Consider the following 15,878-nt stretch of genomic DNA (forward strand, 5'->3'; position numbering starts at 1 on the left):
GCCCTGCTCAGGGATGCCCGCCGATTTGCAGGATCTCCACTTGATGACTGCGGTCGTGGATCGAAAAGGAAACCCGGTCCTTGCCACCGATACGTACCGTCCATTGATTGCTCGCGCCACCGAGCTTCTTGAAAAACGGGTCATCCATCAACTCCGCCGCTTGCTTGGGGTGCAGCCCTTGGTCCAGACCGTCCTTGAATTTCTCCCACTCGCCCCGGTACGCCGCTTTCAGGTCTGACGGGATGGTTTCATCGCCGACACCGGTACGCGTCCAGCGGGCCGGCGTACTCGGACCGCTCTCACCCGCCTGGGCGGCTTTCGCGGCCTTTTTGGCGCCCTTGCCCTTGACGATGCCCGAGGCTTTCCTGGCCTTGCCCATCCCGCTGGCCATGGCCTTGGCTGCCGCTTTCGGATCGCTGCTCAACCCCGCCTTATAGGCCCCGGCGAGTCGGTTGCCGGCCTTGACCGCGCTACTGCCCGCAGCACCCAATCCGCTGGCCGCCGCCAATCCACCCGTGACCACGCTCGCCCAACCCAGCGCATCACCGATCCCCGAGTCGGGTGCGAGTTCGTCCACAGCCATTGCAGAAATCGCTAACGCGGTAGAGGCGGCGGCGAACGAAATACTCAACAACGCCAAGGGCGTCGCCGCGCCCAGTGTGACCACGCTGAGGGCCAGGCCGGCGACCGACAAGGCGATCCCCAGCACCGATTGCCAAATGTGCCCGGTCGGGTCCACGCGGTTGATCGGGTCGCCCGCACAGTAGGCATAGGGGTTCAAGCCGCCGGCACCGAACGGGCTCAGCGAGTCGGGGCTGACAAAGCGCATCAGCGCTGGGCTGTAGGCCCGATAACCATTACCCAGCAGGTACAAACCGGTCAGCGGGTCGAAGGGCTCGCCCGCGAAGCGCAACAGACTGAACAGACCGCCTTCCGCGGGGCGATGGCCGTAAGGGCTGTAGGCGAGATGGCGATGCTGCCCGTCCAGCACTTCGGTCAACGCGGTCTGTTGCTGATCGGTGCCCAGCAGCCGGACACCGGCTGCTTCGCCCTTGCGATCCTGACCCAGCAGCAGGTCGTTCTGACGCAGTGAAGTGCTGGCGTTTGGACCGCAGATTTCGTTGATTGCCCACCCCGCCCGGTAGAAACGCTGGATCGCCGCGCCGGATGGCTGCGACAACTCCACCAACTGGTCCCGTGCATCGTAGTGAAACCGGCGCTGCACCGTGCCGGTGGCACTCGCCACTTGGGTCAAGCGGCCCAACGCATCGTAGGTGAGGCGGCGCGCTTGTTCGTCGACAATCAAATGACCATTGGCGTCGTATTGCAGCACGACGGGCGCTGGGTAATCCGGATGACTGTTGTTAATGCCCGTCAATTGGGTCGGGTCACTGGCGCTGAAATCGAATGAGGCGAGATTGCGCCCGCCTGGAAAGTCGGTTTCCAGGGACACGATGTTGTCGAACGCGTCAAATACGTAGGTCTGCTGGATGATTTCATTGCCCAGGCTATCCCGCGGACGTTGTGTGCCGGTGCAGACGAATGTCTTGAGCCGGCCACGCGCATCGTAGGTGAACTGTTCGCTGCGCAGTATTTCATCCCCCTGTTTGAGGGTTCTTTGTGCCAGTTTGCCGGCCAGGGTGTAACTCGATGTCAGCGTCTGTGTAATGCCAGCGCCCATTTCAAATGTACGCTCGACCTCACGCCCCAGATCATCGTAGGCCAGGCGGGTGATCATCGAACCCAGACCATCGCTGGCTTTCGCATCGATGGTTGCCAGTTGCCCCAAGGCGTTGTAGGCGAATGCAGCCTTTAGCGCGGGCTGATCGAAGGATTGCGGGCGCCCGACCGCGTCGTATTCAGTCTTGTGCTCATCACCGAGTGCATCGATAAAACCAAGCGGCCGGCCGAGCTGGCTATAGGTGTAAGAAAGGCTCTTTTCACTGCCCCCCACCTTCACGACCTCGCGCTTGAGGCGCCCGGACAGGAAGTACTCAAGTCGGACTTCGCGCTGCTGCTCGACACACTTGGTCAACTCGCCGAGCTGTGGGTGATATTCGTAGCTGGCCAGCAACCCCGTGGCCTTGCGCTGCGTCACGCGGCCACCCAACGGCTGCTCATACTGAAATTCGATGCGCTCGCCAGCGGGCATGCGCTTCCATGCTGGCTGGCTTAAACCGGCCTCGTAGCCGGCTTCGGTCACCCGCCCGCCACACTGGCTCTGCACCAGGCGCCCTAGGCCATCGAAGCGTTGCTGCCCCAGACTGCGCCCCGCCACACTGACTTCAATGGGCAGTGACTGATCGCTATGTGCGGCGTAATCGGTCTGTACCGCATGCCCATCGGGCAGAACGCTTCGGGTCAGGCGATTGAAGACGTCATATTCGTAGGTCGTGCGGTTACCGACCGGGTCAGTCTGCGCGACACTGCGGCCCAGGCCATCGTAGTCATACAGGTGCTTGCCTTGGGGTTGCCCACCGCGATCGAACACCTCAACACTGGCCGGCTTGCCAAAGACGTTGTAGGTGGTGACCGACTTGCCCATGCCTTGCTGGTGGTTCGTTTCCTGGCGACTGACCGGATCGTAGTCACAGCGTTCCTGGCGGCCGTCGGGGTAGAGCGTGGCGTTGAGCCGACCCCAGTCATCGAACGCGAAACGGGTGTTGAGCACCCGTGTCTGCCCGGGCCACCAGTCGGTCACGGTTTCATCGGTCAATTGCCCGAGCCTGTCGTAGCGGGCGGCAAATACCTGGCGCAATTCACCCGGGGCTGCCTGATCGGCTTCCTGCTCTTCGAGGGTGATGACCCGGCCGAGACCGTCGTAGCAGGTCCTCTGCTGTACGCCGTTGACGTCGGTAGACAACGTCGCCGCCGGCGCGCCGCCCACTTTTGGCAACTGGTATTGCGTGCTGCGCGTGACCGCAAAAGGCGTTCCGGCTGCGACCGTTTCACTCAACAGGCGACCGAGCCGGTCGTAGGCGTATTCGACTTTGCCTTCATCCTCCGTGTGCTCCGCCAACTTCAAACCGTTGAGCGTCGACAGTGTAAGAGTCGAAGTTTTGTGGGTGCCGTCAAACCCTGTCTGAATGGTTTGCAGGGAAAGAGTCGCATCGCTGAAGACGTACTGAAACTCGGTGATGCTCGCCTGCCCGTTGCACATGACGGTCTGCTTTTGCGGCAGGCCATGGCGGCGGGTATCCGTCGGCTGATCGATATACGTCAGGTCCGTTTGCGTACGCAGGATGTCGCCGGTCTTCGCCCGCTCGTAACAGGTCTTCTGTTCAAGGAGGACAGGGTGATCTGCTGCCCCGCCATGCCCGAGTGAACGGTAGCGAAATCGCATCTGAGTTGTCGCGGCGTCAGCAAAACCGGCTGCAGGGAGTACGGTTCTGTGCTTTTCAAACCGTACGAAACCCAATGCGTCGGCTGGACAGCCATCGGCACCCGCGGCCGGATAAAACGCCGACCGGGTGACCACGCCGTCTGCTGCCACGTGCTGGAGCAGATTGCCCCAGGCATCGAAACCGGTCTCGATCACCTCTTCGCGAAAAGCACCGGTCTTGCGATCTTCATAGCGCAGCGTCTGCGTCTTTGGCAGGCGAAACTGCGCTGGCTGCTGTTCGAACCGCTTGCCGGGCTCAAGGTGATAGGTGATCGATTGCGTGGTGACCTTCTGATTGCACGTCGCCACTTGCGCGACCAGCAGATGGTATTTGTTGTAGGTGCGCTTGATGGAGCGATGCACGACGGCCCCGTTCATCAGCGTTTCGGTCGAGTCATATTGGTAATCGGACGCCCCCTGATAGAGCGTGTCACCGCCGTCTGACCAACGGATATCGGGGTCGTCAAAACCCAGGAAATTCTTTTGTGAATAGCGGTAGTTAGTCGTGATCGCTGGCTGCTTTTGTCCGGGGAACAGCGTGTGTGTAATCACCTGGGGAATGGCGCGCACCGGCGCACCCGGTGGAAAACGGTGACCATCACTCTGGTAGCTGATCAACTCGCGAGCGCCCAGGGGCGAGGTCATGTGTGTCAGGCAGTTGAAGCCACCGATGAGTTCGTAGGACAACGACCACAACCCTCCCTCCGGCAAGCGAATGGAGGACACTCCATCGTTGGACAATTTCAGAATGAAGGTCGCCTCGCAGGCAGTACCGGGATTCTGGGTCAGCGTTACCTGGCCGACGGTGCGAGTGATGCTCAGCAAGGTCCGATGGACGTCTCGTACCGTCGCGAGTACCGGCTCGCCGTTGATGGCCGTGTAGTCGAACAGGATTGCTGCACCATTGGCGGCAACGATCTTCGTCGGCACCGCCAGATCGCTGCTGCCGTAAACACTTAGTTCCTCACGCTGGCCAGTTTTATGCACAACGTCAAAACGCCCTGGCGCGGGACGCCGTACTTTGAGCGTCTCCAGTTTCAGTTCGTCAAACACCAAATGGGTGGCGGTCTGCCGCGCCTTGTAGCGCTCACCTCCTGAGAGCGTCAACTGGCCGCTGGCCGTGTCATATCGGGTCAATGCCAGCGACCAGCCCCGCCCCAGGCCTTCGTCCTCGCCCTGCAGCGGACTAAAGAACAGCCGGACCGGTAGTGAGGGGCCGTTCATGCTCCCGGAAGTCAACTCGCCCAGCGTCAGAGAACAAGTATAAATACCCGTGCGGGGATCGACGCCCCCGACCATGAACTCATCAAAGTTGAACGCTGCGGAGTGGATATTTGCCTGTTTTGCAGCCGTCATTTGAACTCCTTTCAAATGTCATAAATAAATAACTTTCCGGCAGGATAAAGTCCGCCAAACAGGCCGGCTCAACCTCTAACCAAGAGAAACTCGCTGCTCTGAATATCAACCATCAATGACAAAGGATGGGCATTACCAAATTCGTCCAGCACTTGAAACCGAAATGGATCGAGTCTGGGTTCTTCAAGGCTGCGGACATACACCGGTGGCATTCCCTTGAAAGCCGTCAATTGCCCGTCGCCCTGAATGGCAGGTACCCGGAACCCGATAATATCAACTTCTGTTGCCTGTACGGGCAGCATCACGCCTGTGAAAGACCTTGAGCGCCCGATCGAGGGCGACGCGATCATACCTGTATAACAAAACTTGACCGGCCAACGGCTCGATTCACCGTACTGATGGGTTTCCCAATCAATCAACTTGACTTGCTGCCCACCCGAGTACAACCCCAGGTCATAACGAAACAACCTGGCACCGCCCCATGCACCGAAGACTTCCTGCGACTTCCAGGAAAACAACTCAGGACTGTAGCCGGGGCACCGTTCAGCGCTAATGACCGCGCTATTATTCAGCTTCGCGCCGTCCGGATTGATCGTGTTATTGCTTCTATAGACTTTGCCCTGCACCGTCACCTCCGCAGCAATCTGTAATTGCCCAACGTCTGAAGACGACACCCAGAACTCGACCGGGACGCCTGCCGATCCTGCTGATCCTCCCGCCGAATTTGTGGCTCCCGGCATCTCATGGGCATATCGATTTTCCATGAAACTTGCATTCCAACCCGGCAGCGGCTGGCCCGCATACGGTTCCTGCGCCAATGGCCGGCCATCTTGATAGCGAACGAGCCGGGTGCTGATCAATTCCGGGAAATACTGCAATGGCACCGGCGTACCGTCCTCGTCAACCGCGACGACAATGACCCAGACCCGGACCTGCATCCTGCCATTGGCAAAGATTCTCTTGGACTCGATCCCGGGAACTTCAAACCGCATTTCGAGCCGTGACACCCTGATTTCCCCTTGGGCTGCATAGTCCGCCGCCATTGGTTTTTTTATATCGTTCATTGAACCGCCCTGTTATTGATCAATACTTTTATTCAACTCGACAGCGCGAGTTGTTGACGACCAATAACAAATACACCGAATCGCTTCAATCGACGACGGCGAGCAATTCAAGCAACTACCCAAAAAAACACCGGACAACCTGTTTCGCGTTATTTCAGTTAACTTTAATTTTGTTTCCCTTCATCTTCCGCTGATTCAATCTTCTTCATCAGACACTTCGCTGAAACTGCCAAAGCCACTCTCTTCAGAGTCGGAACCACTCTCCGGATCACCGTCACTAAAACCCGGGAGTTCAACTTCAATCTGAATCAACAGTTTTCTGTCGAGGCTGGAATTTTCATCATATGCGGCAATACGATGTTTGCTCGACGCACTCAATGGATTGTCAGCAAAGTTGTATTCGACGTTGCGCGCATCATCAACGTCGAACAGTGCTTCCGGAAGTTGCTCGATGTCATTACCGCTCAAGTCGGCATAGCGCAGTTTTTCCAGATCGAACAATCCCTCAGGGACTGACTTCAGGGCCGTCGACCTCAGTCGCAGCTCTTCCAGCCGCTTCATGTACCCCACATGCGGCGTGGCCCCCAACGGATTGTTGTCCAGATCGAGCCGTTCAAGCTGCTCCATGTGTGCAAGGCCTTCAACGGTCGCTTCGTCCAACCGCAGATTGCAACCTTCCAGGTTCAGGCTGATCAGTTCACGCATGCGCAATGCAGCGCCAGGAAACCCGTCCAGCCGCAGGCCCCTGAGGGTCAGAAATTTCAGATTGGAGAAACTTTCCAGGAAGTCGCCCGCCTGCAGGAACGGACTGTCATTGATCAGCAAAAACTCGGAAACATGGCTGAAATCCCCCGTCAGCCTGGGCAGTTGACCAAGCAGGTCCAGCCTGGAAAAAAACCGGCCCGTGTCGAAACGATTGTGCTCAGTCAGCTGCTGGCGCCAACTCGCCTCAACGACTTGCGCAAACAGCATCCGGCGCCGGCGCTGCTCGGCGATGTCGGCCGCGCTCAGGGCCGTGTCGGTCAGCGGATGAACGGTGGGCACCTCCGCGGCCCAGGCCTCCAGATCATTGACCAGGGTCAGCAACTCACTTTCCAGACGGGCCACTGCCTGCAATGGATCGGTCGCCAATCGCTCCCGGCGCAGGGTATCGAGTTGTTCGTCCTCAAGCGTGGGAAACAGCCGTCGAAGGCGCTGGGTGATGGATCCGGCCTGCGTCGGCACAGGCTCGCCGCCGCCCAACAGATAACCCGCCCGGCCTACCGCGAGCCGCATCGGAGATCGACTGCCAGGTTGCAGCGGTGGTTGCCCGAACAAGGCTCTCAGTTCAGCTCGAGGCAACAACGGTTGGCGCCTGAGCGCTTGCTCGAGTTCGCGGCCCTGGCCGACATGGGGCAAGCCAATAGCCTCGCGTCGGGCCTGGGGGAGTGCGTGCAGGGCGGCACCGAACAGATCGTCGAGCCCATGCAGTTGCTCACCTCGCTCATCATGAGCCTCATAACGCCCCTGTTGTTTGACCAACACCTTGCGAATCGGCGCGTCGACCGGGCCGATGCTGTCCAGCAGGGGGCCTACAAAGTGTCCGTCACGTACCTCCAGGCGAACATCGGCGATCCAGCCATCGAGCGATTCAAGCATGTGCAACGCCAGGCGGTCAGTGTCCGCGCCGGTCACTGTATCCAGGTACAACCCTTCACAGGCGCGGTTAAGCCGCAGTTCGCGCAAATAGAACAGCGCCTCCTGGGCCAGGCGTCGCGGCATGCCGGGCCTGTTACGCAGATGCAGTCGTTCGCCAGTGCTGGCTTCACGCCATAGCTCTTGCGCCACGGTACGAGGCAACTCAGGGAAAATCCGCCGCATCTGCTGCGTCTCTGCGTCCGCCGCCGATTCGAACGCCGCCTCCATCGACGTGAACAGCAACGTCCGCTGCTCCTCTGCCCATCTAGCCATTCGACTGCGCAGCAATGCGGCTCTGACATGCACGGCCGGCAACGCATCGCCCGGTGCGGGGCTCAGGCCGAGCAATCGCTTCTGCTCGCGTTCGCCGAGAACGTTCCACAGGGATTCAACGGGATGACCGGCGCCTGCCTGGCCCTCGGGCAGCTTGACCTGCTGCATGTGCAACAGACGCTTTTGCAGATGAATGTCTGCCGTGCCATGGACGCGCGGATCGGCGCTGAGGATTTGCTCTCGAAACACCTGGATGCGCTGATCAAGCTTAAACCGGCGGATCGTGTCTTCCAGCAAGGCCGGCGGCCGGCGGGCGTGAACGTGCAGGTGTCGCAACATCGTGTCGTCGATACCGCTGACCGCCAGGATGCGTCGCGCCGCCTCGTCAGAAAACTGCGCAACCGTGTGTCCCATGCGTCGAAAAAGTTGCGCGCCTCGCCATTCCATCGGCCGCTCGACCTCATGGGCCCAGGCGCCGACGCCATTGTGGATAAGTTGTGGCCGGTAGGCGTTCGGCCGTTGCGCGTGGCGCACATGATGAGCCGCGCCTTTAGCGTCGGCCCCCACTTCATAGGTACGTCCCTCCAGCACGAGAAAGGTCTTGCCCGCCTGATGATGCAGGCCTGATTCATCAGGCACGGACCCGATTGGCAGTGCCACGGGTTGCTCATAGGGCTTGAGATCGGGATTCCACAGGCGCTGGCGACCATCGTCCAGCACTACTGGCTTGAGCCCCTCGACAAATGCCGAAGGCTTCATCGCCAGCACTTTACCGGCCGCGACACCCAGTGCACCTAGGGTGGCCAGCTGCGCCAGGCTTTCGGCAACAGCCAGCAGATGATCGGTCGCCTCGATGACCTGGCCATCCGCCCAGTCGACGACCCCGGTAAAGGTTTCGTCCAACAGTTGATAAAGGGTGTAGGCCAGCATCGTCTCGCCCAATAACGGCACAAAAGGCATCGCCAGCAGGGCGGCAGCTTGCAAAACCACGGAGGCCGCGTGTTCCAGACGGTCCCACTGCGCCCAGCGCGACTGGCGGTCTTCATCGGCGGTAGGCACGGCGATGACGCGGGCGTCATTGAGGATTTTGTTGAGTTTGTCCTGGTACAGCCATTGCCATGGATTGCCTTCAACCCGCTGTGCGTCAAATCGCAGCGCTGTTGGCTCGATCGGCGTGCGGCGCCAGGCGGGCTGCGGATCGCCGGCTTGCACCGAGTGCCACGTCATCGCGTTCAACTGCTGGTCGAGCGCGGTAAAGAACTGCCCGTGCTGTCCATGGGCGATAAACCGCGCAAAGAACGATTGATAGGCCGGTGAGCGCAGTTGCTCGGTCAATGTCGCCTTGAACGCCAGGGTCGACGGATACTCCTTGATCGGGTGCTGCGGATCGTCGGGAATGTAGACCACCAGCGGCTCGACTCCGGACGCACGCTCCAGGTCGCCCGCCAGCAGCATGATGCCGGTCAGCCTGGCCGTCATGATCTGCAACTGGTAGCAACGCAGCGCCGGATTTGCGCTGCTATCAAGCATTTTCAACAGTGCTGACTGAGTCTGCGCGCCAATATCCCCTTTCATTCGCGCCAGGAGCACGGCGACCCTGAAGGCGTCGCTCTGACTGCTCTTGACTCGATATTCCAACCCTGCCTTGGCCACTGCATCGGTCGGCAGCAACAGGGCTTCCAGTTGTCGCGAATATTGGCCTCCGATATCCAGCTCACGGCACAGCAACGCAAAGGCATCGATGGTTATTTGCCCATTAAGCGTCAGCACCTGGAAGTGCCCCCGAGGATCAGGCTCACTGATAAAACAGGAGGCATGGTCAAAGTAATTCGCCGCCGTTTCTTTTTGCTCGAAGTTGTTCAGTGCGGCGTCAAGCAACGATAGGGTTCTGACTTGATAGCCAACCAAAATGCCGGTGGGCAGATAAAGCCGCAGGCAAGTTCGAGTGACGTCCAGATCGATGCCAAAGCGATCTTTCAGCGCCTGGTGAAGCAAAGGCTCGGCAAACCGGCGGACGTTGGCCAGAGGCTCGAAGACCCGATCCAGTCGGGCCTGCGATTGCCAGGCCAGCTTGTTGGCTTGAGCGAGGGAGGCGTGAGACTGTACCGAGGCGGTTCTGTACCAGTCAGGAAGGGCGGCCGCCACCTGGCGTAATGCCAAACGTCGGTGGGGCGACGCCTGCGTTAGCCAGTCAGGGATTCTGTCTTCGATGAATCGTTTATGACTGTCACCGGGGCAATGTTCTGAGCGGGCATCAAGCATTGGAAGTAGCCTATAAACCGAAATGAATCTTCAGCTTATGAAGAACGGCAACTCATAAAGGGCTAGATAATTACCGCATGCCCGCCCTCATACCGTGATAAGCACCAATCACTGTTCGTCGTTATAGACAAACTTGGGCATTTCCCAATGGAAACGGATGGCCAGCAACCGCAGGAGAAAACCACCGAACAGGGTGATGAGGATCGACTGTTCGCCGGGCAGTTGAAGGTAGATGCACAGCATGTAGCACCAGGCCGCCGCAAACGACACGCTGGCGTAGAGTTCGCGCCGGAAGATCAGCGGAATGTCGTTGCAGAAAATATCCCGCAGGATGCCGCCGAACACCCCGGTGATCACGCCGCTGACCGACGCCACCAACATGCCGTGGCCCATCTCCAGGGCGGTGATGCAGCCGATCAGGGTAAAGGCCACCAGGCCCATGGCGTCGAGCACGAGGAACAACGAGCGCAAATGCCGCATCCAGCGCGCCGTGAACACCGTGAGCATCGCCGCTGCGGTGGTCAACACCAGGTATTCCGGGTGTTTGACCCAGGTCAGCGGGTAGTGCCCGAGCAACACATCGCGTACCGACCCGCCGCCCAACGCCGTGACGCACGCGATCAGCACCACACCAAACCAGTCCATGCCACGCCGCCCGGCAGACAAGGCGCCGGTCATGGCTTCGGCGGTGATGGCGATCAGGTAGAGCATCAGCAGCATGGTGGCGGTCCTTGCAGAAAGGCGCGCAGTCTACTGACTTCGCTGGAGCACCAAAAGAGGGCAGACACAACCTGTGACGAGGGAGCTTGCTCGCGCTCTCTGTAGGAGCCGGCTTGCCGGCGAAGGTGTCCGAGGGCCCCTTCGCTGGCAAGCCAGCTCGTACAGATCGTGTTTCAGGTTCAAGCCTTGATGAAATGCTGGCGGTAGTGCTGCAGCTCGGCGATCGACTCGCGAATGTCGTCCAGCGCCAGGTGGGTGCTGCCCTTCTTGAAGCTGTCGCGCACGTCCGGTGCCCAGCGCGCCGCCAGCTCTTTGAGCGTGGACACGTCGAGGTTGCGGTAGTGGAAATAGCTTTCCAGTGATTTCATGTGGGTATAAAGGAAGCGACGGTCCTGGCAGATGCTGTTGCCGCAGATCGGCGACTTGCCCTTCGGCACCCACTTCTCCAGGAAGGCGATGGTTTCGGCTTCGGCTTGAGCCATGCTGATACGGCTGTCGCGAACCCGCTGGGTCAGGCCGGAACCGCCGTGCTGGCGGGTGTTCCACTCGTCCATGCCGGCGAGGATCTCGTCGCTGTGATGGATGGCGATCACCGGGCCTTCGGCCAGGGTGTTCAGGTCACTGTCGGTGACGATGGTGGCCATTTCGATGATGACGTCGGTGTCCGGGTTCAAACCGGTCATTTCCAGGTCGATCCAGATCAGGTTCTGCGGGTTTTGCATGTGTCGACTCCTAGGCAATGCTGCGCAGTTTAGCCTAGGCCGGTGGCCGGGCGTGCTAAACTCGCGGCCGTTTTACCTAATCGCTGCATTCTTTATACGGAACACCCATGGCCAAACGCCAACTCAATCGTCGTCAAAACTGGCGCATCGAAAAGATTCAGGGCGAACGCGCTGCCCGCGCCGCCAAACGCGAGTCCTCGGCTGTCGAGGCACTTGAAGGCGGCGATCTGGGCCCGGAACAGCACGGTCTGGTGATCGCGCACTTCGGTGTGCAGGTCGAGGTCGAGGCCCGCGACGGCGAGCTGGCCGGCCAGGTGTTTCGTTGCCACCTGCGCGCCAACCTGCCTGCGCTGGTGACTGGCGATCAGGTGGTCTGGCGCGCCGGCAACCAAGGCATCGGCGTGATCGTGGCGCAATTGCCGCGCAACACCGAGCTGTGCCGCCCGGACAGTCGCGGCCAGCTCAAGCCGGTGGCAGCCAACGTCGACATGATCGTCATCGTGTTTGCGCCGCTGCCCGAGCCCCACGCCAACCTGATCGACCGTTATCTGGTCGCAGCCGAGCATGCCGGCATCAAGCCGCTGTTGCTGCTGAACAAATTCGACCTGATCGACGAAAACAACGCCCCAGCCCTGAATGCCTTGCTCGCGGTCTACCGCACCCTCGGCTATCCGGTGCTGGAAGTGTCGGCGCACCACGGCAACGGCATGGAACAATTGCAGGCACAACTGGACGGGCGCATCAGCGTGTTCGTCGGCCAGTCCGGTGTCGGCAAGTCGTCGCTGGTCAACAGCCTGCTGCCGGATGTCGAAACCCGCGTCGGCCCGTTGTCCGAGCTGTCCGGCCAGGGCACCCACACCACAACCACTGCGCGGCTGTTTCACTTCCCCGGCGGCGGTGAGCTGATCGACTCCCCGGGTATCCGTGAATTTGGCCTGGGCCACGTCAGCCGTGCCGACGTCGAAGCCGGCTTCATCGAGTTCAACGACCTGCTCGGCACCTGCCGCTTCCGCGACTGCAAGCACGACCGCGAACCCGGTTGCGCCCTGCTCAAGGCCCTTGAAGATGGCCGCGTGCAGCAGCAACGGATGAACAGCTACCGCTCGATCATCGCCAGCCTGCCGGAAAACGGCTACTAAACAGACGAACCGGCCGCCCTGCCCTCAGCAGCGCGGCCGACGGCTGGATTTCCCTCGGCTTGAACGTCAGATCTTTCTGTAAGGTTGATCGCGCTCGCTTGTAGGGCATTTCTCTTTCCGCCGCGGCCCCTTGTAGCCGCCCTGCAATCGCCTAAGTTCAAGCCCTCTTCGCACTCCAGCGACATCGAGGGACACCCATGCAAACCTACCATCTGTTCATCAGCCACTCGTGGAACTACTCCCACGCCCACGACAACCTCGTGCGTCTGCTCAACGCCAAGCCCGATTTCACCTACAAGAATTTTTCGGTGCCCCCTGAAAACCCGATTGTCGGTGCGAAAACCGACAAGCAACTCGAGGAGGCCATCGAAAACAAGATCCGCCCGTGTTCGGCGGTTTTGATCATGGCTGGCATGTATTCCACCTACAGCAAGTGGATCAACAAGGAAATCGAGATTGCCCAGCGCATGGACAAAGTAATCATTGCGATCAAACCGTTCGGCGCAGAACGCATTTCCACCGTGGTACGCAACGCTGCACACGCCGAATGTGCGTGGAACACCAACAGCATCATCAGCGCGATTCGCCAGCACACGGCGGTGTAACCATGCGCAAGGGACTGTTTATCGGCATCAACGACTACACCCACGTTTCGCGCCTGAGCGGTTGTTGCAATGACGCCATGGCCATGGCGTCCGTGCTGAAGACCGACGCCAATGGCGACCCGAACTTCAAGAACATCGTACTGACCTCCGCCGAGGACTATCTGGGCCGGGAAAAACTGGAGAACCAGATCAGCGAGCTTTTTAGCGGCGACTGCAACGTCGCGCTGCTGTATTTCGCCGGCCACGGCAGCTTCGACAACGACACCGATGAAGGCATGTTGATCCCGCAGGATTACCGGAACGCCAAGGACGGGATTCGCCTGAGCGACATCCTCAACTGGGCGAGCAAAGCCACCCGGATCAAAAACAAAGTGATCATTCTCGACTGTTGCCAGAGCGGTTCGGCCGGCGAATTGCGCGCCTTGCGCAGCGAAGGCAGCGTGGTCGGCGAAGGCATGACCATCCTGACCGCCTGCAAAAAGGAGGAAGCGGCGTTGGAGGGTGGCCAGCATGGCGTGTTCACCGGTTTGTTGCTCCAGGCCCTGCACGGCGGCGCGGCAAACATCCTGGGCAAGATCACCCCTGGTAGCCTCTATTCGTTCGTCGACAATGCGCTCGATGCCTGGGAGCAACGGCCGGTGTTCAAGACCAACGTATCGCAGTTCATTTCCCTGCGCGAGGTGTCGCCGCTGATCCCCAAGGACATCCTGCGCAAACTCCCCGAATGGTTTGCCGAGGCTGAATCGGTGTACCCCCTGGCGCCCAGCTTTGAACCCACGGAACCCGAATACGACCCGGAACACGGCGAGGTATTCGCCCAATTGCAAAAGTGCAACCGCCACAGCCTCATCGAACCGGTGGACGCCGAACACATGTACTACGCCGCCATCCACGCCACCGGTTGCCGCCTCACCGCCCTCGGCGCCTATTACCGCGAACTCGCGATCAAGGGACACTTCTGATGCCCGTGTTTATCAGCTACCGCCACATGGACCGCGCCTACGCCGTCAAAATCAACACACGCCTGATGCAGGCCAACATCAAGACCTACCTCGACGTACTGGACCCCGAATCCCAGACCACCGACGACATCACCGGGGTGATCACCCGCAACATCAGCGAGTGCACGCACCTGTTGGCGGTGGTGTCGGAGAAAACCGCGCTGTCGTGGTGGGTACCCTTCGAAATCGGCGAGGCGACCATCACCAACCGGCGCATCTGCTCGTTCAAGACCGGCCCGGCCGAGTTGCCGCTGTACCTGGACAAGTGGCCGAAGCTGACCAGCGAGCGGGATATTGAGTTCTTTATCGATGCCTATCGCAATGAATCGACCCTCAAGCGCTCGATGTCGCTGGAGTCGGTGACGGGTAGTGCGTCGGCGCGCAGCGTCAATAAGTCCAATGCGGATCGCTTTCACGCCGAACTCAAGTCGCGGATCATTCGTGGGTTCTAACATCGCCCCAGCCCAACCTCTGTAGGAGCTGGCTTGCCGGCGAAGGATCTGAATTCGCCGCGTGGGGCCAGTCAGCACGCGTCATCGTTGACGACCTCCGCCAGCAAGCTGGCGCCTACAGGGGACGGGACACCGCACACAAAAAAGCCGACATCGCTGTCGGCTTTTTTGTGGGTCACTGCTTGGGTGGTTCAGGCGGTTTGGCGGGCTCACCCGGTTTCGGTGCCGGGTCGTCGAACAGGTTCAAGCGCTCGCGCAACTCGTGGGCCGGCAGTGGTTCCCTGTCCGCCGGCAACGCGTTCGGATCTGCCGGCGCAGCCGGTGCGGTGTTGGGAGCGGTCGAACCTTGCGGTGCGTCCGGCGCCGGCTCCGCGCCTTGCGAACCTTCGATCGCCCGCTGGGCTTTTTTGGTCAGTACGACGATGTCGATACGACGGTTGACCGGATTGAACGGGTGCTCGTGGTCGAACAGCGCCGACGAGGCATAACCGACCACGCGCGCCACCTGCGCCTCCGGATAGCTGCCCGCCACCAGCGCACGCCGTGCGGCGTTGGCACGGTTGGCCGAAAGCTCCCAGTTACCGAAGTCCCCAGTGCCGGTGTACGGCTTGGCATCGGTGTGGCCGCTGATGCTGATCTTGTTCGGCACCGCCTTGATGGTGTCGGCCATGGCCAGCAGGATGTCTTCGAAATACGGCTTCAAGCGAGCCGAACCCGAGTCGAACATCGGTCGGTTTTCCGCGTCCATAATTTGGATGCGCAAGCCGTCCGGGGTGATCTCGAACGAAATCTGATCCTTGAACTTCTGCAGTTGCGGGTTTTCTTCAACCTTGTTTTGCAGTTCTTGCAGCAACAGTTCGAGGCGCTCTTTCTCGACCTGCTCGGCCATGCCTTCGACCTGATCGGTATCGACCGTGACCTTGTCCGGCTGCGGCTGAGACTTAACCTCGGGGTTGAGGGTGTTTTCCGGTGCCAGGGTCGGCGTGCCGCCCAGGTCGATGATGTACGGCGTACCGCTTTCGGAGAAGCCGATCGGGTCCTTGAAGTAACCGGCGATGGCGATCTTCTGCTCCGGCGTGGCGGTGGACAGCAGCCACAACACCAGGAAGAACGCCATCATCGCCGTGGCAAAGTCCGCGAAGGCAATTTTCCAGGCGCCCCCGTGGTGCCCGCCGGCGTAGCGCTTGACGCGCTTGATGATTATCGGCTGATTGTTTTCCATGGC

Annotated in this window: 10 protein-coding genes; 4 read left to right on the forward strand and 6 right to left on the reverse strand. The window is 60.1% G+C overall.

The genetic code is table 11. The annotated features are described in order from the left end of the window. Positions 1 to 7: 7 nt before the first annotated feature. From J1D76_RS10580 to orn, 5 genes are all read right to left on the reverse strand, one after another. Positions 8 to 4,738: an RHS repeat-associated core domain-containing protein gene (locus tag J1D76_RS10580; protein ID WP_421138273.1), complete on the reverse strand. Its 4,731-nt coding sequence runs from the start codon at positions 4,736 to 4,738 to the stop codon at positions 8 to 10. Between the two features lie 68 nt (positions 4,739 to 4,806). Beyond that, positions 4,807 to 5,802: a hypothetical protein gene (locus J1D76_RS10585; RefSeq protein ID WP_421138274.1), complete on the reverse strand. Its 996-nt coding sequence runs from the start codon at positions 5,800 to 5,802 to the stop codon at positions 4,807 to 4,809. 195 nt (positions 5,803 to 5,997) lie between these two features. Then, positions 5,998 to 10,014 (reverse strand): dermonecrotic toxin domain-containing protein, encoded by a 4,017-nt coding sequence (locus J1D76_RS10590; RefSeq protein WP_421138275.1) that lies wholly within the window; start codon positions 10,012 to 10,014, stop codon positions 5,998 to 6,000. 108 nt (positions 10,015 to 10,122) lie between these two features. Beyond that, entirely contained in the window at positions 10,123 to 10,734 is a 612-nt protein-coding gene (locus tag J1D76_RS10595; RefSeq protein ID WP_421138276.1) for a trimeric intracellular cation channel family protein, read from the reverse strand. A 179-nt stretch (positions 10,735 to 10,913) separates the two neighbouring features. Further along, positions 10,914 to 11,456: an oligoribonuclease gene (gene orn, locus J1D76_RS10600; RefSeq protein ID WP_421138277.1), complete on the reverse strand. Its 543-nt coding sequence runs from the start codon at positions 11,454 to 11,456 to the stop codon at positions 10,914 to 10,916. A 107-nt stretch (positions 11,457 to 11,563) separates the two neighbouring features. Between orn and rsgA the strand changes: the two genes are divergently transcribed. The 4 genes from rsgA (at position 11,564) to J1D76_RS10620 (ending at position 14,653) form a co-directional block, all read left to right on the forward strand. Further along, positions 11,564 to 12,595, forward strand: a complete 1,032-nt coding sequence (rsgA, locus tag J1D76_RS10605; RefSeq protein WP_015093224.1) for a small ribosomal subunit biogenesis GTPase RsgA — start codon at positions 11,564 to 11,566, stop codon at positions 12,593 to 12,595. 197 nt (positions 12,596 to 12,792) lie between these two features. Then, on the forward strand, positions 12,793 to 13,200 hold the full coding sequence (locus tag J1D76_RS10610) for a TIR domain-containing protein (protein ID WP_421138278.1): 408 nt from the start codon (positions 12,793 to 12,795) through the stop codon (positions 13,198 to 13,200). Positions 13,201 to 13,202: 2 nt separating this feature from the next. Continuing rightward, entirely contained in the window at positions 13,203 to 14,162 is a 960-nt protein-coding gene (locus tag J1D76_RS10615) for a caspase family protein (protein ID WP_421138279.1), read from the forward strand. Then, entirely contained in the window at positions 14,162 to 14,653 is a 492-nt protein-coding gene (locus J1D76_RS10620; protein WP_421138280.1) for a toll/interleukin-1 receptor domain-containing protein, read from the forward strand. The genes J1D76_RS10615 and J1D76_RS10620 overlap by 1 nt, the downstream gene beginning before the upstream one ends. A gap of 175 nt (positions 14,654 to 14,828) precedes the next feature. Here J1D76_RS10620 and motB read toward each other — a convergent pair whose 3' ends face one another. Then, complete coding sequence (gene motB, locus J1D76_RS10625; protein ID WP_421138281.1) at positions 14,829 to 15,875, reverse strand: flagellar motor protein MotB; 1,047 nt, start codon at positions 15,873 to 15,875, stop codon at positions 14,829 to 14,831. Positions 15,876 to 15,878: the final 3 nt, after the last annotated feature.

The organism is Pseudomonas sp. NFX15, assembly GCF_049132105.1.
Taxonomy (GTDB): domain Bacteria; phylum Pseudomonadota; class Gammaproteobacteria; order Pseudomonadales; family Pseudomonadaceae; genus Aquipseudomonas.